Source organism: Sphingobium sp. HWE2-09 (genome assembly GCF_035989265.1).
Taxonomy (GTDB): domain Bacteria; phylum Pseudomonadota; class Alphaproteobacteria; order Sphingomonadales; family Sphingomonadaceae; genus Sphingobium.
The window spans coordinates 755,477-780,508 of record NZ_JAYKZX010000003.1 but is presented as its reverse complement, the minus strand read 5'-3'; the positions used below and the strand labels follow the sequence as shown (position 1 = coordinate 780,508).

General features: G+C 63.8%; 23 protein-coding genes. 9 read left to right on the top strand and 14 right to left on the bottom strand.

Annotation, left to right across the window (positions count from 1 at the left end; genetic code table 11):
- Window positions 1-5: 5 nt before the first annotated feature.
- Both U5A89_RS09270 and U5A89_RS09265 read right to left on the bottom strand, forming a co-directional pair.
- A complete protein-coding gene (locus U5A89_RS09270) occupies window positions 6-2,687 on the bottom strand; it encodes a TonB-dependent receptor domain-containing protein (RefSeq protein ID WP_338160870.1) in 2,682 nt (893 codons plus the stop codon).
- 48 nt (window positions 2,688-2,735) lie between these two features.
- Window positions 2,736-4,463, bottom strand: a complete 1,728-nt coding sequence (locus U5A89_RS09265) for a CocE/NonD family hydrolase (RefSeq protein WP_338160869.1) — start codon at window positions 4,461-4,463, stop codon at window positions 2,736-2,738.
- A 109-nt stretch (window positions 4,464-4,572) separates the two neighbouring features.
- On the opposite strand from U5A89_RS09265, the gene U5A89_RS09260 reads away from it, so the two are divergent.
- A complete protein-coding gene (locus U5A89_RS09260) occupies window positions 4,573-5,238 on the top strand; it encodes a GntR family transcriptional regulator (RefSeq protein ID WP_338160868.1) in 666 nt (221 codons plus the stop codon).
- Here the strand turns inward: U5A89_RS09260 and U5A89_RS09255 are convergent.
- The 7 genes from U5A89_RS09255 to U5A89_RS09225 form a co-directional block, all read right to left on the bottom strand.
- Window positions 5,229-5,636: a hypothetical protein gene (locus U5A89_RS09255; RefSeq protein ID WP_338160867.1), complete on the bottom strand. Its 408-nt coding sequence runs from the start codon at window positions 5,634-5,636 to the stop codon at window positions 5,229-5,231. The genes U5A89_RS09260 and U5A89_RS09255 overlap by 10 nt on opposite strands.
- An 82-nt stretch (window positions 5,637-5,718) precedes the next feature.
- On the bottom strand, window positions 5,719-6,267 hold the full coding sequence (locus U5A89_RS09250; RefSeq protein ID WP_338160866.1) for a hypothetical protein: 549 nt from the start codon (window positions 6,265-6,267) through the stop codon (window positions 5,719-5,721).
- Between the two features lie 165 nt (window positions 6,268-6,432).
- Window positions 6,433-8,805 (bottom strand): TonB-dependent receptor, encoded by a 2,373-nt coding sequence (locus tag U5A89_RS09245; protein WP_338160865.1) that lies wholly within the window; start codon window positions 8,803-8,805, stop codon window positions 6,433-6,435.
- A gap of 119 nt (window positions 8,806-8,924) precedes the next feature.
- Window positions 8,925-9,299: an STAS/SEC14 domain-containing protein gene (locus tag U5A89_RS09240; protein WP_338160864.1), complete on the bottom strand. Its 375-nt coding sequence runs from the start codon at window positions 9,297-9,299 to the stop codon at window positions 8,925-8,927.
- Between the two features lie 97 nt (window positions 9,300-9,396).
- Entirely contained in the window at window positions 9,397-9,699 is a 303-nt protein-coding gene (locus U5A89_RS09235; protein WP_338160863.1) for a winged helix-turn-helix domain-containing protein, read from the bottom strand.
- Window positions 9,700-9,745: 46 nt separating this feature from the next.
- Complete coding sequence (locus tag U5A89_RS09230; RefSeq protein ID WP_338160862.1) at window positions 9,746-10,000, bottom strand: hypothetical protein; 255 nt, start codon at window positions 9,998-10,000, stop codon at window positions 9,746-9,748.
- A gap of 88 nt (window positions 10,001-10,088) precedes the next feature.
- On the bottom strand, window positions 10,089-10,298 hold the full coding sequence (locus U5A89_RS09225) for a hypothetical protein (protein ID WP_338160861.1): 210 nt from the start codon (window positions 10,296-10,298) through the stop codon (window positions 10,089-10,091).
- Window positions 10,299-10,440: 142 nt separating this feature from the next.
- Between U5A89_RS09225 and U5A89_RS09220 the strand changes: the two genes are divergently transcribed.
- Both U5A89_RS09220 and U5A89_RS09215 read left to right on the top strand, forming a co-directional pair.
- Window positions 10,441-11,553, top strand: coding sequence for a sensor histidine kinase (locus tag U5A89_RS09220; RefSeq protein ID WP_338162995.1), 1,113 nt, complete (start codon window positions 10,441-10,443; stop codon window positions 11,551-11,553).
- A gap of 5 nt (window positions 11,554-11,558) precedes the next feature.
- Entirely contained in the window at window positions 11,559-12,314 is a 756-nt protein-coding gene (locus U5A89_RS09215; RefSeq protein ID WP_338160860.1) for a LytR/AlgR family response regulator transcription factor, read from the top strand.
- A gap of 33 nt (window positions 12,315-12,347) precedes the next feature.
- On the opposite strand, the gene U5A89_RS09210 is transcribed toward U5A89_RS09215, so the two are convergent.
- Window positions 12,348-13,535: a BaiN/RdsA family NAD(P)/FAD-dependent oxidoreductase gene (locus tag U5A89_RS09210; RefSeq protein ID WP_338160859.1), complete on the bottom strand. Its 1,188-nt coding sequence runs from the start codon at window positions 13,533-13,535 to the stop codon at window positions 12,348-12,350.
- Window positions 13,532-13,987, bottom strand: coding sequence for a YaiI/YqxD family protein (locus tag U5A89_RS09205; RefSeq protein WP_338160858.1), 456 nt, complete (start codon window positions 13,985-13,987; stop codon window positions 13,532-13,534). Before U5A89_RS09205 ends, U5A89_RS09210 begins: the two co-directional genes overlap by 4 nt.
- Before the next feature lie 269 nt (window positions 13,988-14,256).
- On the opposite strand from U5A89_RS09205, the gene U5A89_RS09200 reads away from it, so the two are divergent.
- From U5A89_RS09200 to U5A89_RS09175, 6 genes are all read left to right on the top strand, one after another.
- On the top strand, window positions 14,257-14,679 hold the full coding sequence (locus U5A89_RS09200) for an iron-sulfur cluster assembly scaffold protein (RefSeq protein WP_338160857.1): 423 nt from the start codon (window positions 14,257-14,259) through the stop codon (window positions 14,677-14,679).
- Window positions 14,679-16,511, top strand: a complete 1,833-nt coding sequence (locus tag U5A89_RS09195; RefSeq protein WP_338160856.1) for a cation:proton antiporter domain-containing protein — start codon at window positions 14,679-14,681, stop codon at window positions 16,509-16,511. Before U5A89_RS09200 ends, U5A89_RS09195 begins: the two co-directional genes overlap by 1 nt.
- Window positions 16,508-16,834: a DUF423 domain-containing protein gene (locus tag U5A89_RS09190; protein WP_338160855.1), complete on the top strand. Its 327-nt coding sequence runs from the start codon at window positions 16,508-16,510 to the stop codon at window positions 16,832-16,834. Before U5A89_RS09195 ends, U5A89_RS09190 begins: the two co-directional genes overlap by 4 nt.
- Before the next feature lie 46 nt (window positions 16,835-16,880).
- Window positions 16,881-17,351, top strand: coding sequence for a Fur family transcriptional regulator (locus U5A89_RS09185; RefSeq protein ID WP_338160854.1), 471 nt, complete (start codon window positions 16,881-16,883; stop codon window positions 17,349-17,351).
- Window positions 17,352-17,409: 58 nt separating this feature from the next.
- Window positions 17,410-19,329, top strand: coding sequence for a 1-deoxy-D-xylulose-5-phosphate synthase (gene dxs, locus U5A89_RS09180; RefSeq protein WP_338160853.1), 1,920 nt, complete (start codon window positions 17,410-17,412; stop codon window positions 19,327-19,329).
- A 98-nt stretch (window positions 19,330-19,427) separates the two neighbouring features.
- Window positions 19,428-20,936 (top strand): DUF4403 family protein, encoded by a 1,509-nt coding sequence (locus tag U5A89_RS09175; RefSeq protein WP_338160852.1) that lies wholly within the window; start codon window positions 19,428-19,430, stop codon window positions 20,934-20,936.
- A 95-nt stretch (window positions 20,937-21,031) separates the two neighbouring features.
- Here the strand turns inward: U5A89_RS09175 and U5A89_RS09170 are convergent, their stop codons facing one another.
- From U5A89_RS09170 to ileS, 3 genes are read right to left on the bottom strand one after another with little or no spacing between them, the layout of a single operon-like run.
- Entirely contained in the window at window positions 21,032-21,445 is a 414-nt protein-coding gene (locus U5A89_RS09170) for a DUF3035 domain-containing protein (protein WP_338160851.1), read from the bottom strand.
- On the bottom strand, window positions 21,445-21,963 hold the full coding sequence (gene lspA / locus U5A89_RS09165; protein ID WP_338160850.1) for a signal peptidase II: 519 nt from the start codon (window positions 21,961-21,963) through the stop codon (window positions 21,445-21,447). Before lspA ends, U5A89_RS09170 begins: the two co-directional genes overlap by 1 nt.
- On the bottom strand, window positions 21,960-24,923 hold the full coding sequence (gene ileS / locus U5A89_RS09160) for an isoleucine--tRNA ligase (RefSeq protein WP_338160849.1): 2,964 nt from the start codon (window positions 24,921-24,923) through the stop codon (window positions 21,960-21,962). The genes lspA and ileS overlap by 4 nt, the downstream gene beginning before the upstream one ends.
- Between the last annotated feature and the right edge of the window lie 109 nt (window positions 24,924-25,032).

The following is a 25,032-nucleotide window of genomic DNA, read 5'->3' as shown; positions in this document are numbered from 1 at the left end:
CCGATTCAGAAGGACTTGCGGACACTGACCGCGAAGAGCCGCCCGATCGGGTCGCTCGCCGTCGCGTCATAACCGCCGCCGCCATTGCCGTTGGGCGCCAGATTGACATAGGGCGGCGCGACATCGAACAGGTTTCGCACCTCCAGCCCCAGCACCAGCCCCTTGTCGAAGAAGCCGCTGGCCTGCTGGTCGCCGATCTTCCAGTTCAGCGTCAGATCGATGGGCGTATAGCTTTTGACCGACTGCACCGGGTTGGACAGATTGTTGCGATAGCCCCCGACATGGGTCGCCAGCACCCGCGCGCTGAACGGCCCATGGTCCCATGTGACGCTGGCCCGCGCCTTGAACTTCAACGGATTGAAGATGACGTTGCGCCGGTCGACCAGCGGCGCGGCAGGCGTCACCGCGACATTATATTTGGTGAGGTAGGTGCCCGATACATTCACCGTCAGCGCATCGCTCGCACCCAGCCGCGCATTCCATGTGCCGGTAAAATCGATGCCGCGCGTCACCGACACGCCCAGATTCTGGCTGCGCCCATCCACGAACAGCGTGACATTGGCCGGATCGCCACCGGGGAAGGAACCGCCCGCCAGCGCGACGCCCTGCGCCAGCAATTCCTGCACCCGCGCCGCCGCCGCCGCTCCGCGCAGGATGATACCGGTGCCGGCATATTCCCCTTCATTGCCCAATATGGTCAGGTTCGACAGGTTGGCCAGCACCTGATTTTCATATTTGACGTCCCAATAGGTGATGCCGAAATGCAGGTTGGGCAGCGGATCGAAGTCCGCGCCGACCGACCAGGTGGACGCCGTTTCGGGCTTCAGGTCCAGATTGGGACCGGACAGCGCATAGCCCTGAAGCGGCGCGCCGCCCGCCGGATTCTGATAGCTCTGGCCGAAGATGTTATTGGAATTGCCGTAGATTTCCGGGATCGTCGGCGCGCGGAAGGATGTGCCGTAACTGGCGCGCAGCTTGGCCCAGCGCACCGGTTGCCAGTTGATGCCGAACTTGGGATTGGTGGTGGTGCCGACATCGCTATATTTGTCGTGGCGCACCGCCGCGTTCAGTTCCAGCCGCTCGAACCCCGGCATCGCATTGTCCGCGCCGAATATCGGGATGTAGAGTTCGCCATAGACCGAATCCACCTTGCGGCCGAAATGGCGGAAAGTGATCGGCGTGGTCGGCCCGCCGCGTGCAGACCCCAAGGCGACGGTGAAATCCTGCCGCTCATACCCGGCCGCCAGCTTCACCGCGCCGCCCGGCAGGGTGAAGAGCGGACCGTTGAGCCGCGCTTCATAGGTTTTCAGGCGACCATTGGTAGGGGCCAGGAAAATCTGGTTGGCGATCGTGGACAAGACCGCGTCGCTGGTGCGGCCCAGCCCATAGGGGTCGAAGGCCGTCGCCGGATTGCTGCTGGCCAGCGCGGCATTCAGCGCCGCATTGTTGACGCCGTAGTAAGAACCGGAAAAATCATTGGTCTTGCCATAGCCGAACAGCGCTTCGGCCTCCCAATCATGCGGCAATTTGGCGCGGATGCCCGGCGTGATCTGCCAGCTTTCGGCAGACCCGTAGCTGTCGTTGGTCGGCAGGTCGTCGCGGAAATTATAGTCCAGCGTATAGCTGGTGCCGGTAAAGCCCGCTGGTCGCACGAAGAAAGCGTTGGTCTGCGGCACCGTCAGCCGCGCGTTGGAATAAGCCGACTCGCGATAGAAATTCCGCTTCGAATAGAAGCCGTCGTAAAAGACGCTGAGCCAGTCGTTAAATTCGAACCGGCCGGTGCTGTTGACCGAGTCATAATTCTGCTCCGGCATCAGATCCTGGTTCGCCAGTTCGTCGCACCGGTTGAGCGTCCCCGCCACCAGCGACCCCGCATTCGCCTGCGTCAACCCGCCTGCCGGAATGGCATAGGTCGTGCCGTTGGCGTTGATATTGCCCGGCGCGCAGCGGGGAATGCGGTAATCGCCGCCGCCCGACGCACGCTGGTCGCTGGTGAAAAAGGACCGGTCGTCGCCGCTCAGGTTCGATCGTTCGACATGTTCATAGGCGACCATGATCTGCCCGCGATCGAACACCTTGCCGATCGCCGCGCCCAGCGTCGTTTCGTGAAAGTCGCCGCGCGACGCGATGCCCGACCGGGCGAACACTTCGCCCCCGTCCAGCGACCGGCGCGGGATCAGGTTGACGACGCCCGCCACCGCATCCGACCCGTAAATGGCGGATGCGCCATCGGCCACCACCTCAACCCGCTCGACACCCAGCGACGGCAGGACCGACGGATCGATCGACCGACTGTTGTTCGTCACCCGATGCCCGTCGATGATCACCAGCGTCGCATAGGGGCCGATGCCGCGCAGATTGACGGAGTTGCCATAAGTGATGTTGCCGCTGCCGCCCGACTGGCCGCGCGAATTTTCCGAAACGCCAAGGTCGAAGACCTGCGGAATTTCCTTGATCATGCGGTCGACCGTGACCGCGCTCGATGCTTCCATCTCCGCCCGGCCCAGCGTCGTGACGGTGGAGCCTACCGGCGCTTCGCCGCGCACGCGGCTGCCGGTGACGACGATGTCGGCGGCACTGACATCCTCCTGCGCATTGGCCACGCCTGGCAGCGCGATCGCCATCATGCCGCAGCCGATATGCAACGCGGCCCGCAGGCCGATCCCACCTTTACTCTTGCTGTTCATGCCATCCTCCCTCGCCGCGTTGTGCGGCCATTATCATTGCTCAGACATTCACTCGGCGACGGGCAATTCGACCCATGACGCCGCCGTTCCGCCCCGCTGCACCGTGATGACCGGCGCGGGTTTCTGTTCGATATCCTTGAGGTTGCGCTGACGCGGATCGGCCCCGGCGATCGTCACGCGCAGCCGCGCGCCCGCTGGCACGATGCGCGACACCGGCGTCAGGTCGATCGCCAGGTCCGCCGCCTGCCCCACCGGCAGCGGCGCAACATCGGCGCGGTTGCCCGAATGGAAGGGCAGGCCCATCGTCGCATAGGGCGCCTTGCCCTCCTTGCGATGCGACAGCGCCAGCCGACCGAAGGCGACCACCTCGCTCGTGCCATCCGCCGCCACCTGATCGAGATAGGCGAAGATATTGGCGTCCGGCTTGTCCGCCGACACGCGCACCCGCACGACCGGATAGCCGATCAGCTTGGTGGCTTTGGTCAGCGGCGCGCTGGTATAGCTCAGCCCCTTGTCGTCCATCGGCTTGGCCCAAAAGGCGAAATAGTCCGCAGGCGGCAGGTCGTAGCGCACGGTGAATGCGTCCTTGCCCGCCTTGCCCGCCGCCGCGCCCAGCATCCCGTCATTCACCGACCGCGCCGTCCCGCTGCGCCCGCCGTCCAGGAACCAGCGCATCGGCTTGGCGCCTTCGCCCGGCAGCGCGTTCGACCGGACATAGCCGCCCTTGCCGTCCAACCCCTCGACCCAATAGGTCGCGCGCGGTTCCTTCTCGATCCCGTTGTCGGCGCCTTTGAGATAATGGTCGAAATAGCGGACCACTTCGCCGGTAAAATCGAAGCCCGGCGGCGGCACGCAATGGCTGCCTGGCCCGGCCAGGAATTTCGATCCCGGCATGTTCGCCGCGCTCAGGATCGACTGGGCGGTCGGCTCATCCTGCCAATTGCTCCAGAAATAGGTGGCGATGCCCGCACGCCGGATCGCGTCGAGATAGCGATAGACGCCAACCTCTTCCCAAAAGGCGTTGCCGGTCAGCGGCGACACGCTGTCGCGATAGGGCATCCCGTACCAGAGCGCCGCCATCGGCGTGTTCTTCGCATGTTGCGCCACTGCTGCCTTCAACTGCGCGCCATCCCTGTCGCCATCGACCGGCACGCTCGCCAGATCGTCGCTCAGCGGCTCGTCGGGCCGGGTGTTGAACTGCGCGGTAATCCCGCCGCGCCGCACGAAGGCATATTTGTCGAGGTCGGACGCCCCGACGAACACCGCCTTGAGCGACGGCGGCGCAGTAGTAGCCGTATGGAAGGTGGTCCCGCCCAGATAGGAACAGCCCATCATGCCGACCTTTCCCGTCGAAAAGGGCTGACGCGCCAGCCATTCGACCAGATCATAGCCATCGCGCGCCTCGGTCCGGTCCTGAAAGCCATGGCGGCTGCCGAAGGACGCGCCCTTGCCGCGAATATCCGCCACCGCGACGACATAACCTGCCTTGATCAGCGACCGCAGCGCCAGGCGATCGGTCAGCGCGACTTCGTTGACCTTGCCGTCCTTGTCCCGGAAACGCGCGCGATAGGGGGTGAAGACGAAGATCACCGGCAGCTTGTCGGTCGCGACTTTGTCGCCCACGGCCGGGCGATACAGGTTGACGGCCAGCTTTGTGCCATCGCGCACCGGCACATAGACCGAACTGCGCTGCACATCGGCATAGTCCTTCGCCAAACCCGGCATGGCGACCGCCACAGCCGCCAGCATCGCGATCGATCGCGCCGCCCGCATCATCCTCTCCCTCATTGTTGACAATTTCATCAGCGATCGATCGCGCAGATGCAAATGAAAACTCGCTCACAATATTGTTGACAATATTGTCATGGAAATGGATGCTGAGAATATGGCTGAAGACATGGGAAAAAAGGTGCCGACCGGCATAGAAATCGCCGACTGGGTCCGCGATCGTATCCGCACCGGGCGCTTCGTGCCGGGTCAGCGACTGGTCGAAGTCGACATCATCCGCCAGACCGGCGCCAGTCGATCGAAGGTCCGCGAAGCGCTGCAACGGCTGGAGGGCGAAGGCCTGGTCCAGATCGAGGAATTTCGCGGCGCGTCTGTCAAAAGCACCGGCCTGGACGAAGTCGCGCAAATCTATCGCGCACGCATCGCGCTCGAAGGGATTTGCGCGGGCGATTTCGCCCGCCACGCGTCGGAAGAGGATAAACGGCAGATTTGCGCCGTCCAGGACCAACTCGACAAATGCGTGACCGATCGTGCGCCGGATCAATTCGGCAAACTCAATCTCGAATGGCATCGGCTGATCGTGCAGGGGTCAGGCAACAGCGTGATCGCCGAATTGCTCAAACGCCTGAACGTCCCGATCCATCGCCTGTTGTTCGAAAGTTTCTATGACGAAGACCGGCTGCGCACCGCCAATGCCGACCATCGCGAGATGCTGCGCCTGATCCTGGCGGGCGACGCGGACGGCGCCGAAGCCGCGATGCGCCGCCATATCGGCGACGGCCTCGAAACCCTGTCGAAGATCGAGAGCGAATTTTACAGCTGAGGCTCGAACAGTCCCGCCGGTGCGCCGAACTCGTCAGGCCAGGCCAGATAGGTGACATCGGTCGGCCCGACGACGAAATCCCGCACGGTCCAGCGCCCGTCCCGCTGCTCCAGCAGCGCATAGACGTCCGGCCCGTCGAATATCCCCGCCTCGACGCGGTCCGCATGGCGCGTGCGGCGAAAATCGATCGCCCCGCGCGCGGGCGTCTGCGGCACGACATGGGCGAAGGCCCATCGCCCTTGCGCCCTTAGCCTGTGCACCACGAACTTGACCCTCTGCCCCAGATCGCGCTCGATGGTCGGCCGCAGCGCGTCGAGCAGCACGCGCCGTTGCGGGGCGGCTACGCCGATGTCGCTCGCCTCCGCCAGCGCGACCATCATCATCATCGTCGTGATCATTTACCCGTCCCTGCAATCATGGAAAAGGGCCGCGCAACGCCCCCACGTCGCGCGGCCCTTCGATCAAGACGAACCTCCTTGCTCAGTTCGCCTTGGACAGATCCACCTTTTCCACCCATTCGGGGTAGAAAGTCGGCTCGCGATTAGACCAGCCCACGGCGGTCGCCGCCGCCTCGCTGATCGACTGGAGCAGGGCGCGCCGCTTTTCGGGATGCAGATGCGGCAGGCTGGCGGCGGCGCAGAACGCCCCCGGCAACCAGGGCCGCGATCCCGCGCCCAGCAGGCGCTCGTAAAGGAACCGATAGGAAGAGAAACTGCCGAGCCGATCCTGGCCCAGGTCGAACGCCGATACCGTCACCAGCGGCGCCATGAACGGTTCCACCTGTTCCAGCCCGCTGTCATCGGGTACGCGCGCCTTGATATCGTCCAGCCGCCCATAGATGCGCGCCTGCGCGCGGATGGAGGCTTCCTCCACCATATCGCGGGACCATAGCTTCATCGCATCGCGGCGATGCAGTCCGATATCCAGCGATCGGCGGATATAGCGTTGCGTGGCAGACGGGAAGCTCGCGAATTCACGCAGTTCCGACAAGGTAACAGCCCCGTCAGCAGGTCTTGCACTCGTACCCATGTTCATGCCCTCCGACTTGAAGTCGTAGGATGAAACATGCGCCCTCTATGGTTACTGAAGGCTTAAGCGCCTGTTCCACCGCTGTTAACAAGGGACCAGATTTCTTTTTGCAGCGCAACATGAAATTTTGATGACTGCGGCAGGCCGTTACCGGCCCGCCCCGCCTCATCCGCCCAACTGCGTGCGCAACGTCACGCCGATCGTGCGCGGATCGCTCGGCGTGCCGACGATCAACCCGCTATTGCCCGCCTGCACGGTCATATTCTGCATATAATCCTTGTCGAACAGGTTGCGCGCGAACACCGCCACTTCCCATCGACCCGTACGATAACCGACGCTGCCGTTCACCAGCGTATAGCCCTTGATCATAGTATAGGCCGACCCGGTGGCATCGCCGAAAATCTTGGTCCGCGTCACCGCGTCCGCACGCAGGATAAATTCGCCATCTCGGCCCGCGACAGGTGCAGGCAACCGATATTCGCCGCCCGCCGACCCGGTCCATTTCGGCAGTCCCGGCAGCCCCTGCCCCGACAGGTCGCACGCCGCCGTCCCGGTGCCGGTCCGTTCGATCGGGCATGGCCCGTTGGGATAACGACTATAGACCCCGTCGGCATAGGCGCCCGCCGCCCGCAGCGTCAGCCGCGTGCCGATTCGCGCCGCTGCGTCGAACTCGATACCCTTCACCGTCACCTTGGGAATATTAGCCAGATAGCTGCGCAGCGCGATCACCGCCGCGCTGTCCACGACATTGGCCTGGAAATCGGTGACGCGGGTATAATAGGCGTCGATGTTGAACGTCAGCGCATCGTCCAACAACCGCGTCTTGAACCCGCCTTCCCACGTGCTGTTCTTCTCTGGCCGCACCGTCACCGTGCTCAGGATCGGATCGCCCGATGCATGGCCCGGCACACCTGCGGGATAGACGGGCAGACCTGACATATTGATCCCGCCCGACTTCTGCCCCCGCGCGAAACTGGCATAGGCCATCACCCCATCGGTCAGGTCATAGGCAATGTTCACGCGCCCCGACGCGCTGCCATCGCCCAGATGCGCGCGGTAGGACTGGCTGCGCAGGATGGAATTCTTGTCGCTGATCAGCGCAGGCGTAAGGCCTATGGTCTGCCCGCCAAAGGCGGTGACGTCATAGACCCCGTCCTTCTCCTCATAAGTATATCTGATGCCCCCGGTCACGGCCACTCGCGGCACTGGCCGCCAGGTCACTTCGCCGAAAACGCCATAGCTTTCGGTGCGGAAATCGGTCCACCCATTGGTCTGATAGCCATCCAGCAGACCGGCGGGACGTCCGGGCAATAGCCAGTAACTCGCCAACGGCCCATAGATGCTGATCGGATGGCCGACGATCTTCTGGTGGAAATAATAGAGGCCCGCGACATAGTCTATCGGACCGGGCGTGTTGGACCCGATGCGGAACTCCTGGCTGAACTGGTCCTGCCGCGACGGGATATGCTGGGTCGTCTGGATATGCAGCCCTGTATAGTCGCGGTCATTGGCTGCATCCCAATTCCAGAAACGCCAGGCGCTGATCGAGGTCAGCGTCACCCCGCCCAGTTTCCATTCCGCGATGCCCGACACTCCGCCTTCATTGGTATCGACGCCCAGCGGCGCGTCATTGTCCGTCACCCGGTCATAGGGATTGGTGCTGGGCGGCGCATAGGGACCACCCGGCGCATTGGCCGCCAGCGCCGCATATTGCTGGGCGACGGGCTTCAGCGTCGGCGCGACCCGCACATGCACCTGCGCGCAGCAATTATTCTTGAAATTCGACCAGTCGCCGATCAGCCGCAGCGAAAAATCGGACGATGGCTGGAACAGCAATTGCCCCCGGATCGCGTCATTATGGATTTCATTCTGCCTCTCGTCCCGCGCGATGTTGCGGATATAGCCGTCCTGCCGCGTCACCGATCCCGACAGGCGAAACGCCAGCACATCGCCTGCGATCGGCCCGGTCACCGCCGCCTTTGCCTGCAGAAAATCGCGGCTGCCATAGGAAATTTCGCCCTCCCCACCCCAATCGAAGCTGGGCTTGCGGGTCGTGATGTTGATCGCGCCCGCCGTGGTGTTCTTGCCGAACAACGTCCCCTGCGGCCCGCGCAGCACTTCCACCCGTTCGATATCGGTGAAGTCGAACGCCGCTGTCGCCGGGCGGGCATGATAGACGCCATCGACATAAAAGCCGACGCCCGGCTCCAGCCCGTCATTGGCCTGGCTCACCGCCACCACGCTCGACCCCAGGCCGCGAATGGTGAAGGCGGTGTTGCGCGGGTTGGCCGACGAATAGTTGAGCGCTGGCACCAGTTGGCTCAACTGGTTGACATTGACGGTATAGGTTCGCGTCAGTTCTTCGCCGCTGACGATGGTGAGCGCGGCGGGCACCTGCTGCGGGTCTTCCTCGCGCAACCGCGCCGTCACGACGATCGCGCTGTCCCCGGCGTCCGCTTCCGCCGCCCGCGCCACCTGACCGACCCATGCGGTCGATCCCATCAGAACCGCCGCCGCCCACTTCACACCCATCGTCATAATCGCCCCCAACCCTGATGGGCCGGACCGATAACCGCTCGGGAAAGGATTCGCTATATATATTCGGATACAGCATCGAAAACGTCAAACAACTGTCTCGATCGCTGTCTCACGGACGATCAGGCGGGCACGGTTTCCGAGTTCGTCAGCCAAGCCAGCGCATCATCCGGCTCGGCAAAAACGCGCAGATAAGGCTGCGTCATCTCGCGCTGGACCTGCATTTTGGCGATGGCGCTGGATGTCACGATCGCGATGCGCGACGCCCGCGGAAACATGCCTTCGCCCAGATGATCGCGGAACGCTGCCACTGCCTCCTGCGGCTGCACCGCGCTCTTGCTCATATCCATGCGAAGCAGGTAACCGGCCGAAAAGCCTTCGCGCACGAACCGCCCCTTCACCTCGCGAGCATAGGCGGCCACCCCGTCGCTGCTGAACAAACCATGCCATGCAATGTCGAGCAGGTTGATGTCGTGACGAAAATATATGTCGTACATGAAAAGCCTCCGCGCGCCCTTCATGCCTCATTCTGCTTACCGAAATATTAGGATTGCCCGTCCTGCGACGCCAATGGCGCTGCTCGCAAATGCTGGTCTAGCATAGGCCAGGCGGCGTCACCCGCCCCCCCGTCGCCCGCTGCAACGCCCGATAATCCCGCAATATGGCAACGCCCATCGGCGTCAATGTCGCGCCTTCGCTGGACGTCGCCACCAATGGCTGCGCCCAGCATCGGTTCATCGCGTCCACTAACAGCCAGCATCGGCGATAGCTCATGCCCAGCTTGCGCCCGGCCGCCGAAATCGAACCTTCCCTGTCGATCATGTCGAGCAGGTCGGCCTTGCCTGGCCCCATGGCGATCTGATCGCCGCAATAAATCTGGATCTTGATCTTGAGCATCGGTGCGTCCGCAATGCCATGTTTTGGCGCGACCGCCAATGCGCGATCAGGCGCCGACGCGACGCTCCAGTACCGCACCGATCATCGCGCGCCATACTCCGACATCACCCGCCTGCGCCATTTGCGCATCGGGTTCGCGCAGCGTGTGGAGAATGGCATAGGCGTCATCGACATGATCGGGCCAGGCCGCATCCACTGCCCCTGCAGCATGGGGGTCGTTCCCACCACCATTCAGGCTGATCTGCCGACCGGCAAGGACGCGGGCGATACGCTCGATGGCGGGGGTGGCGGATGTCGGCATGGACTTTTGTCTCCTAAACTCCAGTGGCGGCAGATGTCGTTGACCCGCCGCCAGCCTATCATATCCCAATTGACGCCGCTGTCGATCCTCAGCCCTGCTTGAAACCCGAAGACGGCACCGGATCGCCATGATCGCCCGGCTTGCTGTGCGACGGCGGATCGGACGCATCCATTGAATCCTTCAGGCTTTCGTCCCGCTTCTCGTCATGATGCAAGACATGGTCCTGCGCATCGCTTTCACGGGCGTCGCCCGCTTCTTCGCGGCTGTTGGGGCGCATGTCGGTCTTATTGTCCGTCATTATGTCTCTCCTGTGTCTGCCATGATCAACGGACAGCGCGGCGGCGCGGTTCCCATGGCGCCGTTCGACAAACGTCTTCGCCGTTCGACCAGCAACCAGGCCCATGGCAGACTTTTCCAGGGCCAAGGCCTATAAGGCCATGATGACCAATCTTCCCGAAGACGGCGATCGCGGCGTGGCGCCATCGATCGCGCTCTATTCCATCCTTGGCTTCTGGTTCTTCTACACCGTCATCGTCACCCTGCGCGCCGCCGTGATCGGCTTTGAGGCGCAATGGGAGCTGGCCGCGCGGCGCATGGTCGTCGCGGTGATCGGCATCATCGTGACGTGGATCCTCTATCTCACCTTGCGCCGTGTCGATGGCAAGCCGCTGGCCGTACGTATCCTCGCCGCCTTTTCCCTTGCCGCCCCCTTCGCGCTCGCGATGGCGGCGGCCAACTATTATATCTTCAACGTCTATGACCCGGTGAACATCTTCCCCAACTCAGAAACGCATAAGGAGATGGCGGAGCAAGGCTATGTCCTCGTTCAGATCGTAGAAGATGCGATCAGCCGCTACTTCTTCCTCGCCGCCTGGGCGGGTCTCTACCTCGCTCTGTCCTATGCCAGCGAGGCCCACCGCACCGAACGCCGCGCCGATCGTCTGGAACGCGCCGCCCAGCAGGCCGAACTGCGATCCCTGCGCTATCAGGTGAACCCGCATTTCCTGTTCAACACGCTAAACTCGCTCTCCACCCTGGTCATGCGCAACCGCCCGGACGAAGCGGAGCAGATGATCATGTCGCTCTCCAACTTCTACCGCACCAGCCTGACCGGCGATCCGTTGGACGATGTGCCGCTGGAGGAGGAAGTGCATCTCCAGAAACTCTATCTGGATATCGAAGGTGTCCGCTTCCCCGACCGGCTCGACACGGTAATCGACATCCCGCCCGCACTGATGAGCGCCTGCGTCCCCGGCCTCATCCTCCAGCCGCTGGTCGAAAACGCGATCAAATATGGCGTCTCACGCACGTCCAGCCCGGTGGAAATCCGCATTACTGCGCGGGAGGATGGCGAATTGATGCACATCGCCGTCACCGACGATGGCGACAATCCGCCCGGCCAGTCCGACGGCGGCAGCGGCATCGGCCTGGCCAATGTCCGCGATCGGCTGACCGCGCGTTTTGGGGATCAGGGCCGGATCGTCTATGGTCCGCGCGAAGGGCACGGCTTCTCCGTCCTCCTCACTCTACCCATCATTCGCCGGGGTTGCTGACGTCCATGTCCACGCCATCCATCCGCACCATGATCGTCGATGACGAACCGCTGGCCGTCGAACGCCTCCAGATGCTTTGCGCCCGCGAACCGCGCATCGCCCTTGTCGGCACCGCCACGGACGGCGAAGCCGCGCTGCGCCTGATCGAAGGGTTGAAGCCCGACCTCGTCATGCTCGACATCGCTATGCCCCTGCTCGACGGCATCGGCGTCGCCCGCGCCGTGGGTCGCATGGGCATCCGCCCCGCCGTGATCTTCGTGACCGCGTTCGAGGGGTTCGCGGTCGAGGCGTTCGATCTTGCCGCCGTCGACTATATGCTCAAACCCGTCGCCCATGATCGGCTGACCCGCGCGATCGACCGGGTGGAAGTGGCACTGCGCAACCTAACGCCCGGCGACGCGCCTGCCGTCACCAGCGCGCCCGCCCCGGAATGGGCCGAAGAATTTTGGGTGCCGCATCGTTCCGAACTGATCCGCATCGCCACCGACCAGATCGACCGGATCGAGGCCGAGCGCGACTATATGCGCCTGCATGTCAGCGCCCACAGCTATTTGCTGCACCAGACCATCAGCAGCCTGGAGGAACGGCTCGACCCCCAGCAATTCGTCCGCCTGCATCGCAGCCACATCGTCCGCCGCGACCATATCGCCCGCCTACGCCACGACGGCAGCGGCGTGTGGTTCGCCGCGCTGGCCGACGGCGGCGAAATCCGCATCGGCCGGACGTTCCTTGCCAACGCAAGGGCGATGACCGGGCGGTAGCCCACCGCCAAAAGCACGGGAACACGATCCAGACTAAACCGCCTGCCCCGCCGCCCAGCCGCTGGCCCAGGCCCATTGGAAATTATAGCCACCCAGCCAGCCGGTGACATCCACGGCCTCGCCAATGGCATAAAGTCCCGGCACCTTGGCCGCCTCCATCGTCCGCGACGAAAGCCCAGCCGTCGCGATTCCGCCCACCGTCACTTCGGCCTTGGCATAGCCCTCCGTCCCCGACGGCGCGAAGGGCCAGTCGCCCAGCCGCGCGGCCACCTGCCGCAAGACCTTGTCGGACAGATTGCCCATTTCCCCCTGCACGCCGATCCGCTCCAGCAGCGTATCGGCCAGTCGCTCGGTCAACGCCTGCCCCACTACTTTGCGCAGGCTGGTGCGGGGCCGATCCCGCTTTTCCGCGAGCAACCAGTCGCCGTCCCTGTCCGGCAGGAAATCGACCTGGATCGACGTGCGATGTTGCCAGTAGGAGGAAATCTGCAACATCGCCGGGCCGGACAGCCCACGATGCGTAAACAGCGCCGCTTCGCGAAACCGCACCTTGTTCCACCGCACCTCGACATCGGCGGAAACCCCGGCAAGCGACTGAAACAGCGCCTCTTCCGGCCCCAGCGTAAAGGGTACCAGCGCCGGGCGCGGCTGCACGATCGACAGCCCGAAATGCCGTGCCACATCATAGGCGAACCCGGTCGCCCCCATTTTGGGGATCGATGGCCCGCCTGTCGCTAGCACCAGCGCAGGCGCTCGATGCACCGCCCCACCGATCGTCATCCGATACAGGCCATCGCCATGCTCGACATTCGCCACCGCCTGTGCCAGCGCCATCGTCACGCCGCCCGTGGCGCATTCCTCCGCCAACATCGCGACGATCTGCTTGGCCGACCCGTCGCAGAACAGCTGCCCCAGCGTCTTTTCATGCCAGGCGATGCCATGGCGATCGACCAGTCCGATGAAGTCCGCCGCCGTATATCGCCCCAGCGCCGACTTGGCGAAATGCGGATTGGCCGACAGATAGCGATCGGCGGCAGTATGGATATTGGTGAAATTGCACCGCCCGCCACCGGAAATCAGGATTTTCTTGCCCACCGCATCGGCATGATCGACCAGCAGCACGCGCTTGCCGCGCTGCCCCGCAACGCTGGCGCACATCATCCCCGCCGCCCCCGCGCCCAGGACGATCGCGTCCCAAATGGCGTCGTTGTCCGCCATCATCGCCCCCGCTTCATGCGGACGATAGCTTCGTCCAGCGCCTGGAGAAAGCGCGAGCGGTCAACCTTGCCGAAAGGCGGCGGCCCGCCGATCGGATCGCCCACCGCGCCCGCCCGCAGGTCCGCCATGATCGCCCGCGTCGCCACCGCCGCGCCGATGGAACTCAGCGTAAAGGGCTTGCCATTCGGCGCGATCACCACAGCCCCCGCCTTCAGGCAGCGATCGGCCAGCAAGATGTCGGTCGTGATGCAGATAGACGCCGCATCCGCCCGCTCGGCAATCCAGTCGTCCGCCGCATCGAACCCGTCGCTCACCACCACCCGGTCGAGCAGCGGATGGGCGGGAATGCGGATCGGGCTGTTGCTCACGATCGTCACGGGGATTTCATGCCGCCAGGCGACCCTGTAGATCTCCTCCTTCACGGGGCAGGCATCGGCATCGACCAGTATCTTCATGGATCGGGCGATAGGGCGTGGTGCCAATGGAAACAATGGTCGGACGGCTAATAGCTGATCGCAATATGCGTGGCCCAACCAACTGTCTGTTCCCCGGCGCAGGCCGGGGCCAGTTCAAACCGTGGCACTGGACCCCGGCTTGCGCCCGGGGAACGGATAATGCCTCTTCCTGCGCTTCGTGGGCCTTACCCAATCTGTTGCCTTCTATTTTCCTTGCTGGACCATTCGCCGCCTTCACCCCGCGCCGATCCTGTCCTACATGGATCGCCATGAACGCCCCCCTGTATAACAATGACATCCTGCGGCTCGCCGCCAGCATCCCGCACCACGCCCGCCTGCCAGACGCGCATGCCAGCGTGGAAAAGCGCTCACCCGTCTGCGGATCGCGCGTGGCAGCGGATGTCAGAATGGCGGACGGCCGCCTCCTGGACATGGGGCTGGACGTCAAGGCCTGCGCGCTGGGCCAGGCGTCGGCCGCACTGATGGCGGGCCATGCGATCGGCCTTACTGCCGACGAACTCGCTGACGCCCGCGACAAACTCGCCGCCTATCTGGCAGGCGACAGCGACGATCTCGATTTCTGGCCGGGCCTCGCCATACTGGCCCCGGCCCGCGACTATCCTGCTCGCCACGCGTCCATCCGCCTGGGCTTCGAAGCGATCGCCGAAGCCGCCAGACAAGCCGACGCCTGATGCCAGTACCATCCTCCTCCGTGCCCGCTTCCTCCGTTCCGCCGGTGCCCGTCAGCGCCACCGACATGCTGCTTAGCGAAGGCGTGATCCTGCTGGGCGCAGCAGTGCTGTTCGTCATCCTCTTCCGTCGCTTCGGCCTCGGTGCCGTACTGGGCTATCTCGTGGCGGGCGCGCTGGTCGGGCCGCAGGGGCTGGGCCTGGTCGGCGGTGGCGAATCGAAGCTCGCTATTGCCGAAATCGGCATCGTCCTGCTGCTTTTCCTCGTCGGCCTCGAACTGCATCCTGCCCGCCTTTGGCGACTGAAACGCGACATCTTCGCGCTCGGCCTGGCGCAGGTGGTGCTGTGCGGCAGCATCCTGACCGCGATCATCTTCTATTCCACCGGCTTTACCTGGGGCGCGGCGATCGCACTCGGCTTACCGCTCGCGCTGTCCTCCACCGCGCAGGTGCTGCCGGGCCTCAAATCCAGCGGGCGCATCAACTCGCCCTTCGGCGAAAAGGTCTTTTCGATCCTGCTGTTCCAGGATCTCTCGATCGTCCCGCTTATCACCATCGTCGCGGCTCTATCCCGCAATCCGGCGGACGCGGCAGGACCGCCCGGATGGATGATGGCGGCCTATACCGTCGCGGCCATTGCGGGCCTCGTGCTGGCGGGTCGCTTCATCCTGCGCCCGCTGCTGCAACTGGTCGGGCGGCTTGGCGAGCGCGAATTGTTCGTGACCGTCGGCCTCTTCACCGTCATCGCCGCCGCCGCCTTGATGCACAGCCTGCATCTGTCGACCGCGCTCGGCGCTTTCGTCGCAGGCGTGATGCTCGCTGATTCGCCCTACCGGCATGAAATAGAGGCGGACGTCGAACCTTTCCGATCGATCCTGCTCGGCCTCTTCTTCCTGGCCGTCGGCATGGTGCTGGACCTGCACGCCGTCGCAGCCAACCCGCTGTTCGTCCTGTCCATGGCGCTGATCCTGGTCGCGACCAAGGCGGCGATCATCACCGGCCTTGCCCGCCTGTTCGGCATGGCCTGGCAACAGGCGATCGGCGCAGGCCTGCTGCTGTCCCAAGGCGGCGAGTTCGGCTTCGTCCTCTTCGCCCAGGCGCAAAACGCCCTGCTGATCGCGCCGGAAGCCGCCAGCCTGTTCAGCGCCATCGTCACCTTTTCGATGGCGACGACGCCTTTCCTGATGCTGTTTGCCCGCCGCTTCGAATTTGCCAAGCCAAAGGATCAGGGAGACCTGCCCGGCCCGGAAGACGCGCCGCGCGGCTCCGCCATCATCGTGGGCTATGGCCGCTTCGGCCAGACGGTCGCACAGATGCTGATGGGCCATGGCTTCGCCGTCACCCTGATCGACAAGAAGCCATCGCAGATCGAGGTGTCGAGCCAGTTCGACATGAAGGTCTATTATGGCGATGGCACCCGCATGGACCTGCTCCAGCGTGCCGGGGCCGACGACGCGCGCCTCATCGCCTTCTGCATCGACGATCCTTCGCTCGATTCGCGCGCGCTGCAACCGATCGCCCACGCCTTCCCGCAGGCGGCCCTGATGGTCCGCGTCTTCGACCGGCGGCAATTGCTGGAATTGCAGGATATGGACCTGGCCGGCGTAGTGCGCGAAGTCTATGAATTGGCCATCTGCATGGGCGTGCAGGCGATGCAGTCGCTGGGCGTACCCGATGACGAGGTCGAGGAAGTCGAGCGCCAATATCGCGACAATGATACGCAGCGCCTTGCCCTCCAGACCGAACAGGGCACGCTGCTCGCGGCCAAGGACTTGATGTATCGACCGGGCAAGTCCATGCGACTGCTCAGCCGCGGGGATGGAGAAGAGGCATGATCGCATTATTGGCCTGCCTGTCAGCCGCACTTGCCATCGGCGCGGGCGCGTTCGGGGCGCACGGCGTCGCCAATCCCAAGGCGGCGGAATGGCTGCGCACCGGCGGCGTCTATCAATTGATCCATGCCGTCGCGGCGATCGCGATCATGGGCGTCGCCCGCGGGGCGGCCGTGCTGATGCTGGTCGGCGCGGCGATCTTCGCCATCTCCCTCTATGTCATGGCGCTGGGCGGTCCCAAATGGCTGGGCGCGGTGACGCCGGTCGGTGGCACGCTGATGATCGCGGGCTGGCTGTGGGCGGCCTGGACCTTTGGGCAGCGTTAACAGCGCGCCCTTGCCCCTTACCCCTTGCAAGCCTAGATTGAACGACATGGCCGACCATGACCACCATCATCATCAGGAGCCGACCGGCGTAAAGCTGGCCGACGCCGCACGCACCACGCTGGAGGCGCAGAACGAACAATGGACGCCGATGCGCGCCGCCATTTTCGATGCGCTGGCGGCCGAAGAACGCCCCGCCTCCGCCTATGACATCGCCGATACCGTGTCGAAGGCGCGCGGCAAGCGGGTCGCGCCCAACAGCGTCTATCGCATCCTCGACCTGTTCGTGACGAACAACATCGCCATGCGGGTCGAAAGCGCCAACGCTTATATCGCCAATGCCCATCCCGGCTGCCACCATGACTGCATCTTTCTGGTATGCCGCACCTGCAAGCAGGCCACCCATGTCGATGACGACAAGGTGACGAACGACGTGCGCGCCGTCGCGGTGCAGGAAGGATTTCATCCCGAACGGCCGGTGATCGAAATTTTGGGCACCTGCGCGAAATGCGCCGCCTGATGATGCGCGCTACTGGCGCAGCGAACGGCCTGGCGGCCTCTCGGAGTTTATATTTTACATGAATGATCGTCCGCAAACCCCGCTCCTCGACCAGGTCGTCTGGCCTTCGGACTTGCGCGCGCTCAAGCCTGAAGATCTGCGCCAGGTCGCCGACGAACTGCGGCAGGAAGTCATTTCCGCCGTCGGCGTGACCGGCGGCCATCTGGGATCGGGCCTGGGCGTGGTCGAACTGACCACCGCGATCCATTATGTGTTCGATACGCCCAACGATAAATTGGTCTGGGACGTCGGCCATCAATGCTATCCGCACAAGATATTGACTGGTCGCCGCGACCGTATCCGCACCCTGCGCATGGGCGGCGGCCTGTCCGGCTTCACCAAGCGCAGCGAATCCGAATTCGACCCCTTCGGCGCAGCACATAGCTCCACTTCGATCAGCGCCGCCCTGGGCTTCGCGGTCGCCAACAAGATGCAGGATCGCCCCGGCAAGGGCATCGCGGTGATCGGCGATGGCGCGATGTCGGCGGGCATGGCCTATGAGGCAATGAACAACGCCCGCGCGGCGGGCAATCGCCTGGTCGTGATCCTGAACGACAATGACATGTCGATCGCCCCGCCGGTCGGTGGCCTGTCCGCCTATCTCGCCCGCCTGGTATCGAGCCGCGAGTTTCTGGGCCTGCGCGACCTTGCCAAGCGGCTCGCTCGCAAACTGCCCCGCCCGCTCCACAATGCCGCGCGCAAGACGGACGAGTTCGCACGCGGCATGGCGATGGGTGGCACGTTGTTCGAAGAATTGGGCTTCTACTATGTCGGCCCGGTCGACGGCCATAATCTGGACCAGTTGATCCCGGTGCTGGAAAATGTGCGCGACGCCGCCGAAGGTCCGTGCCTGGTCCATGTCGTCACACAAAAAGGCAAGGGATACGCCCCGGCCGAAGCGGCCGCCGATAAATATCATGGCGTCCAGAAATTCGACATCGTCACCGGCGCACAGGCCAAGGCGCCCCCCGGCCCACCAAGCTACACCAATGTATTCGCCCAGGCGCTGATCGCCGAAGCGCAGCGCGACCCGACCGTCTGCGCCATCACCGCGGCCATGCCGTCCGGCACCGGGCTGGACAAATTCCAGCAGGTCTTTCCCGACCGCATCTTCGACGTGGGCATCGCCGAACAACATGCCGTCACCTTCGCCGCGGGCCTCGCCGCCGAAGGCATGCGTCCCTTCTGCGCCATCTACTCGACCTTCCTGCAACGCGCCTATGATCAGGTCGTGCATGACGTGGCGATCCAGAATCTGCCGGTCCGCTTCGCCATCGATCGCGCTGGCCTGGTCGGGGCGGATGGATCGACCCATGCAGGCAGTTTCGACGTCACCTATCTCGCCACCTTGCCCAACATGGTGGTGATGGCGGCAGCCGATGAGGCCGAACTGGTCCATATGGTCCACACCGCCGCCGTGCATGACAATGGCCCGATCGCGCTGCGTTACCCACGTGGCAACGGCACCGGCGTCGCTATGCCTGCGATCCCCGAACGGCTGGACATCGGCAAGGGCCGCATCGTGCGCGAAGGGCGGCAGGTCGCCATTCTCTCGCTCGGCACGCGGCTGGAGGAAGCGCTCAAGGCCGCCGAAGCGCTGGAGGCCAAGGGGCTGTCCACCACCGTCGCCGACCTGCGCTTCGCCAAACCGCTTGACGAGGCGCTGATCCGCAAGCTGCTGACCACCCATGAAGTCGCCGTCACGATCGAGGAAGGCGCGATCGGCGGACTGGGCGCGCACGTCCTGACCCTCGCCAGCGACCTCGGCCTCATCGACAATGGCCTGAAACTGCGCACCATGCGCCTGCCCGACATCTTCCAGGATCAGGACAAGCCGGAAAAACAATATGCCGACGCCCGTCTGGATGCCGACGCGATCGTCGATACGGTCTTGACCGCGCTGCGCCACAATAGCGTGGGCGCTGAAGCCCGGGCCTGACCCCCGGTAGGAACCAAATGCCTCGCTTCGCGTCCTAAGCTGACCGGGCCGAACATGCGATAAGATGCGTGTCGGCTCGGACCAGAATGGAGGGGTATGTGAGGGGGCGAACGCAGGCATCGGAATCGGTACGCCGTTCGATCCGTCACTGGCCGCTTATCACGCTATCCCTGCTTTGCGCCGCCTGCCATCAGAAACCGGCCGATACGGCCCCACCGCGCGCCAGCGATCCCGTGCCCACGCCACGCGAACGATCGGTGATCGCCGTCCCGATCGACGCGGACGCCGCAGCCCTGCGCGCGGCGATCGACCAGGCGATCCCGCGCACGCTATGGACCATCAATCAACATTCGCCGCGCTGCATAGCGCCCCAGAAGGTTCGCATCTTCGGTGAGACGGTAAAGGTCACGCCACCCATCGGCTGCACCATCGTCGGCATCGTGACGCGCGGCGCGGTGACGTTGCGGGGCGAAGGCAAGGACATCATCGCAACCCTCCCGATCCATGCCCAGATTGCGGCGCGCGACGTGGGCGGCGTGTTGAAGGGCGAAACCGCCACGGGATCGGCCATGGTCCAGGCGCGCATCGCGATCGATGTCGCGTCCGACTGGCAACCCCATGGCACCGTGCGCCTGCATTATGATTGGACCGATCCGCCCGGCATCGATTTCCTGGGCCAGCGCATCCGCTTTACGGAAAAGGCGGATGAAAAGCTCCAGCCCATCGTCCGGCGGCTGGAACGCGACCTGCCGCGCGAGCTGGCCAAGATGAACCTGCGCGGCGAAGCGGAACGCCTGTGGCGGCAGGCTTTCGTCACGCTCAACGTGAACCAGCGCAATCCGCCTGTTTGGATGCGGATCACCCCGGCGAAAATCTTTTACAACGGCTATAGCATGCGCGGACAGACGCTGCGGCTGGACCTGGGCATGGAGGCGACGACCGAGACCTTCGTCGGCGATCGTCCGGCCGATCCGTCACCATCGCCCCTGCCCCCGCTCGATCGATCGCAGCCGGGTAGCCGCCTGTCCTTCTTCATCCCAGTCACGGCGCAATATCGCGAACTGCAACCGGTGATCCAGCGCGCCCTGACCAAGCGGTCCACGCGCCCCTTCGATCTGCCGGGCATCGGACCGGTCATGGTGCGATTTGATCGCGTCAGTTGCTACGGCGCCACCGGTGGCCGGGTCGCAGTGGGCATCAATGTCGTAGCGAAGCCGCCAGTGGGGGGCATAGGCGAAACGCATGGCCGCATCTGGCTGGCAGCGCGGCCGACGAACGCACCCAATTCTGCCACGGTCGCCTTCACCGATCCGGAGATCACCGGCAGTACGGATGGGATCGGCGGCGACATGCTGCTAGCGATCGGCCAAAGTCCGGGCTTTTCGGAACTGATAGCATCCGCCCTGACGCAGAATTTTGCCAAGGACATCGATAAGCTGAAAGGCAAGATCGGCAATGCCATCGCGGAAAAGCGCGAGGGCGACTTTCTGATTCGCGCCCATGCCGACCGCTATGAAACCGGGGAAATTCGCGCCTATGGTCGGGGACTGCATCTGCCCGTCCGCGCAATCGGCAAGGCGCAGATCAGCTATCGCCCGGCGAAATAACTGCAACCAACGCGGATAACTCGAATAAAAAACAGGGGACGATTCGCTTCATCCCCTGCTCCATGACGGCGCGATCATCCGCGCCGCCCGATCTGTCAGGGCTGCGGCGTCGCGGCGCGCGCGTCCTGGCCGTCGCCTTCCGGCGCAGCGATGATATCGCGAGTCGTCGCGCCCTTGTCCACGACCTCGGTGCCTGGATCGCCGACCGACGAGCGGATGCCCGCAGCCGCATTGGCACGACCGGCTGCGTTCAGCGTGGCGCCTTCGCCCGCGCTGCGCGCCGCAGGGCCGCCGAACATCGCGTCCATCGCCGCCTTGCTCGAATCGGCCGAAGCCGCAGCAGGCGTGCCCGGCGCCGGGGGCACCAGCGCGAAGTCGGGCGGGATGACCAGCGGCGCCTGACGCGAAACGGCGAATTCGTCGGGACGCTGGCGGTTCATCAGCCCGCCGCCGCCGCCGCAGGCGGACAGGGTGGACACAAGGCCGACGGCGAGGATCAGTTTACGCATTACTTCAAAGTCTCCGTATTTGCGCCCTTGTCGCGCAGCAGCAACGCCCGCGCAAGCAGGATCAGCACGCCGATGGTGATCGCGGCATCCGCCAGGTTGAAAATCAGGAAAGGCCGCCATTCACCGAAATGCAGGTCGGCATAATCGACCACATAGCCCAGCCGCATCCGATCCACGATATTGCCGATCGCCCCGCCCAGCACCAGGCCCAGCGCGGTCACATCCTGTCGCGCCTTTTCACGCCACATCCACACCGCGACGAACCCGGCGATCAGCATCGTCATCCCCACCAGCGCCCAGCGGGCAACATCGGTGTCGGCATGGAAGAAGCCCATAGACACGCCCCTATTCTCCAGCCAGCGCAGGCGGAAGATCGGCAGGATATCGATCCCGTCCGCCCGGCTTTTGAGCGCCAGCGGATAGGTCACGCTATATTTGATCAGTTGGTCGAGCGCCAACGTCACGATCGCGACGGTCAAGCCCAGCGGGCGGTGATTGATACCTGGCTTGACGCTCATGCCTTCAGCACCTCGTCACAGCGGTCGCACAACAGCCCATCCTCCGTCACCTCCGGCAGCTTGCGCCAGCAGCGGCCACATTTATGCCATTCGCTGGGCGTCACGACGATTCCGTCGCCCTCGCCCATGGTTACCCGCGCGACAATCGCCACTTCGGCGAAATCGACATCGCCCACCGGCAGCAATTCACCCATGGTGACGTCGGCGTCCAGGCTGGACCGTATGATCTTTTCCCGCCGCAACGGTTCGATCGCTTCGTTGACCTGCTCGCGCTGGTTGCGCAGCTCGGTCCACTTGTCGTCCAGATCCGTGTCGATCCAGCGATGGTCGATCTCCGGCCATTCCAGGAAATGGACGCTTTCCGCCGGATTTTGGAAACGGCTCTGCCACACTTCTTCGGCGGTAAAGGGGATGATCGGCGCGACATAGCGCACCAGCGCATGGAACAGCGTATCGAGCAGTGTCCGATAGGCGCGCCGCTTGGGATCGCTCTTGGCATCGCAATAGAGGCAATCCTTGCGGATATCGAAGAAGAAGGCCGACAGGTCGCTATTGGCGAAATCGAAGATCGCACGGGTATAGCGGCTGAACTCCAGCCAATTTTCGCTCTTCGCGCCCAGGTCCACCACGCCGCGCAGTTCCGCGTCCAGTGTCGCGAGCCGATGGAGCATATAGCGCTCCAGTTCCGGCATCTGCGCATAGCTGACCGCTTCCGTCGTGTCGTCATAGTCGGACAGCGCGCCCAACATGTAACGGAAGGTATTGCGCAGCTTGCGATAGGCATCGGACGATCCGGCCAGCACTTCCTTGCCGATCCGCACGTCATCGAAATAGTCGGTGCTGGCGACCCAAACGCGCAGGATATCCGCGCCGCTTTCGCCCATGATCTTGAGCGGATCGACAACATTGCCCAGTGATTTGGACATTTTCTTGCCCGTACCGTCGAGCGCGAAGCCGTGGGTCAGTACGGCGTCATAAGGCGCGCGACCGCGCGTGCCGCTTGCTTCCAGCAAGGAGGACTGGAACCAGCCGCGATGCTGGTCGGACCCTTCGACATAGAGATTGGCGCGAACGCCCTCGCCATAGCGCGCCTCGATCACGAAACTATGGGTCGAACCGCTGTCGAACCACACGTCGAGAATGTCGTTTACGACCTCATAGTCATTAAGGTCGTAATCCGGGCCGAGCAGCGCCTGATGATCCGCGCCGAACCAGGCATCCGCGCCTGCGCCCTTGAACGCCTCAATGATGCGGGCATTGACCGCAGGATCGACCAGATATTGGCCGCTCTTGCGATGGACATAGAGGGCGATCGGCACGCCCCAGGCGCGCTGGCGGCTGATGACCCAGTCGGGGCGGCCTTCCACCATGGACCGGATGCGATTGGTCGATCGCTCGGGCACCCAGCGGGTCTGCTCGATCGCATCGAGCGCGATTTCGCGCAGCGTCGCGCAGTTGGAGGCGACCGGCGTAGGCATGACGCCGCCGTCCACGTCGGCAAACGCACCGTTCTGGGGCTTATCCATCGGGATGAACCATTGCGGGGTGCAACGATAGATGATCCGCGCCTTCGACCGCCAGCTATGGGGATAGCTGTGGCGGAAGTCGCTGGCGCTCAGCAGCGCGCCGGCAGCGCGCAGATCGGTGCAGATCGGGCCGTCCACGCCATTGAACTTGGTGTTGATGACGCTGCCCTGCCCAGGCAACCAATCCCAATCGTCGCGATAGAAGCCTGCGTCGTTGACCGCGAAGACCGGGTCGATGCCCAGCTTCTTGCAGGCGATGAAATCCTCCTCGCCATGGTCGGGGGCCATATGGACGAGGCCGGTGCCCGCGTCGGTGGTGACGTGGTCGGCCGGCAGGAAGGGCCGGGGGCGATCGAAGAAGCCCAATTGCGTCTTATCGTCACCCCGGACTTGATCCGGGGTCCCGCTGCCTTCGACACCGCCGGAAAAAGAAGCGGGATCCCGGCTTTCGCCGGGATGACGGAGGGATTTGGCCATCGGGTGGCGCGCGATGGCTCCGGCGAGATCGGCGCCCCGAAATACAATCGGTTCTCCGCTATCATCCGTCACCTGCCATAATTTCAAGTCTGAATTGACGGCCTCGAACCTAGTGGCAAAAGCCGTGAACAACAGCCCTGCGATCAAATAGCGCCGCTGCTCGTCAGTAACCAAGAAATACTCAATCTCCTCCCCATAAGCGATCGCCTGGTTCACCGGGATCGTCCAGGGGGTCGTCGTCCAGATCACCGCAAACGCGCCGACCAGCTCCGGCGCGTTCGGCGCTTCCACGATCTCGAACGCTACGTCGATCTGGGTCGACGTCACATCCTCATATTCGACCTCGGCTTCAGCCAGCGCGGTCTTTTCCACCGGCGACCACATCACCGGCTTGGCCCCGCGGTACAACTGCCCGCTTTCGGCGAACTTGAGCAATTCGCCGACGATCGTCGCTTCGGCGTCGAACTTCATCGTCAGATACGGATCGGCCCAATCGCCCATCACGCCCAGCCGCTTGAACTGCTCTTTCTGCACGCCCACCCAGCGGTCGGCATAGGCGCGGCACTGGGCGCGGAACTCAGCGGCGGGCACCTCGTCCTTGTTCAGCTTCTTCTTGCGATATTCTTCCTCGATCTTCCATTCGATCGGCAGGCCGTGGCAATCCCATCCGGGCACATAGGGCGCATCCTTGCCCAGCAAGGATTGCGATCGAACGATGATGTCCTTCAACACCTTGTTCATCGCATGGCCCATATGGATGTCACCATTGGCGTAGGGCGGGCCGTCATGCAGGATGAAGCGTTCGCGCCCGGCGCGCTTTTCGCGCAGCTTGCCATAGAGGTCCATCGCCTCCCACTGCGCCGCGATGGCCGGTTCCTTCTGGGCCAGCCCCGCCTTCATCGGAAAGTCGGTTTGCGGCAGGAAAACGGTGGACTTGTAGTCAGGTGCGTCGGTCATGGGGGTCCGGTATCTGCAAACATCCGTTCGTTTCGAGCGCAGTCGAGAAACCCAGGCACGGCGCTGGCCGCTTCTCGACTTCGCTTAAAGCGAACGGGGTTAGGAATAA

What these genes read in the sequence shown, in the direction of transcription:
- U5A89_RS09200 (WP_338160857.1), top strand. Translation starts at nt 14,257, where the DNA reads ATGAACGCCCCCCTGTATAACAATGACATCCTGCGGCTCGCCGCCAGC.
- U5A89_RS09240 (WP_338160864.1), bottom strand. Translation starts at nt 9,299, where the DNA reads ATGTACGACATATATTTTCGTCACGACATCAACCTGCTCGACATTGCA.
- U5A89_RS09210 (WP_338160859.1), bottom strand. Translation starts at nt 13,535, where the DNA reads ATGATGGCGGACAACGACGCCATTTGGGACGCGATCGTCCTGGGCGCG.
- U5A89_RS09220 (WP_338162995.1), top strand. Translation starts at nt 10,441, where the DNA reads ATGACCAATCTTCCCGAAGACGGCGATCGCGGCGTGGCGCCATCGATC.
- U5A89_RS09265 (WP_338160869.1), bottom strand. Translation starts at nt 4,463, where the DNA reads ATGATGCGGGCGGCGCGATCGATCGCGATGCTGGCGGCTGTGGCGGTC.
- U5A89_RS09205 (WP_338160858.1), bottom strand. Translation starts at nt 13,987, where the DNA reads ATGAAGATACTGGTCGATGCCGATGCCTGCCCCGTGAAGGAGGAGATC.
- U5A89_RS09255 (WP_338160867.1), bottom strand. Translation starts at nt 5,636, where the DNA reads ATGATCACGACGATGATGATGATGGTCGCGCTGGCGGAGGCGAGCGAC.
- U5A89_RS09270 (WP_338160870.1), bottom strand. Translation starts at nt 2,687, where the DNA reads ATGAACAGCAAGAGTAAAGGTGGGATCGGCCTGCGGGCCGCGTTGCAT.
- U5A89_RS09235 (WP_338160863.1), bottom strand. Translation starts at nt 9,699, where the DNA reads ATGCTCAAGATCAAGATCCAGATTTATTGCGGCGATCAGATCGCCATG.
- U5A89_RS09225 (WP_338160861.1), bottom strand. Translation starts at nt 10,298, where the DNA reads ATGACGGACAATAAGACCGACATGCGCCCCAACAGCCGCGAAGAAGCG.
- U5A89_RS09215 (WP_338160860.1), top strand. Translation starts at nt 11,559, where the DNA reads ATGTCCACGCCATCCATCCGCACCATGATCGTCGATGACGAACCGCTG.
- lspA (WP_338160850.1), bottom strand. Translation starts at nt 21,963, where the DNA reads ATGAGCGTCAAGCCAGGTATCAATCACCGCCCGCTGGGCTTGACCGTC.
- U5A89_RS09185 (WP_338160854.1), top strand. Translation starts at nt 16,881, where the DNA reads ATGGCCGACCATGACCACCATCATCATCAGGAGCCGACCGGCGTAAAG.
- dxs (WP_338160853.1), top strand. Translation starts at nt 17,410, where the DNA reads ATGAATGATCGTCCGCAAACCCCGCTCCTCGACCAGGTCGTCTGGCCT.
- U5A89_RS09245 (WP_338160865.1), bottom strand. Translation starts at nt 8,805, where the DNA reads ATGACGATGGGTGTGAAGTGGGCGGCGGCGGTTCTGATGGGATCGACC.
- ileS (WP_338160849.1), bottom strand. Translation starts at nt 24,923, where the DNA reads ATGACCGACGCACCTGACTACAAGTCCACCGTTTTCCTGCCGCAAACC.
- U5A89_RS09260 (WP_338160868.1), top strand. Translation starts at nt 4,573, where the DNA reads ATGGCTGAAGACATGGGAAAAAAGGTGCCGACCGGCATAGAAATCGCC.
- U5A89_RS09170 (WP_338160851.1), bottom strand. Translation starts at nt 21,445, where the DNA reads ATGCGTAAACTGATCCTCGCCGTCGGCCTTGTGTCCACCCTGTCCGCC.
- U5A89_RS09230 (WP_338160862.1), bottom strand. Translation starts at nt 10,000, where the DNA reads ATGCCGACATCCGCCACCCCCGCCATCGAGCGTATCGCCCGCGTCCTT.
- U5A89_RS09190 (WP_338160855.1), top strand. Translation starts at nt 16,508, where the DNA reads ATGATCGCATTATTGGCCTGCCTGTCAGCCGCACTTGCCATCGGCGCG.
- U5A89_RS09195 (WP_338160856.1), top strand. Translation starts at nt 14,679, where the DNA reads ATGCCAGTACCATCCTCCTCCGTGCCCGCTTCCTCCGTTCCGCCGGTG.
- U5A89_RS09250 (WP_338160866.1), bottom strand. Translation starts at nt 6,267, where the DNA reads ATGGGTACGAGTGCAAGACCTGCTGACGGGGCTGTTACCTTGTCGGAA.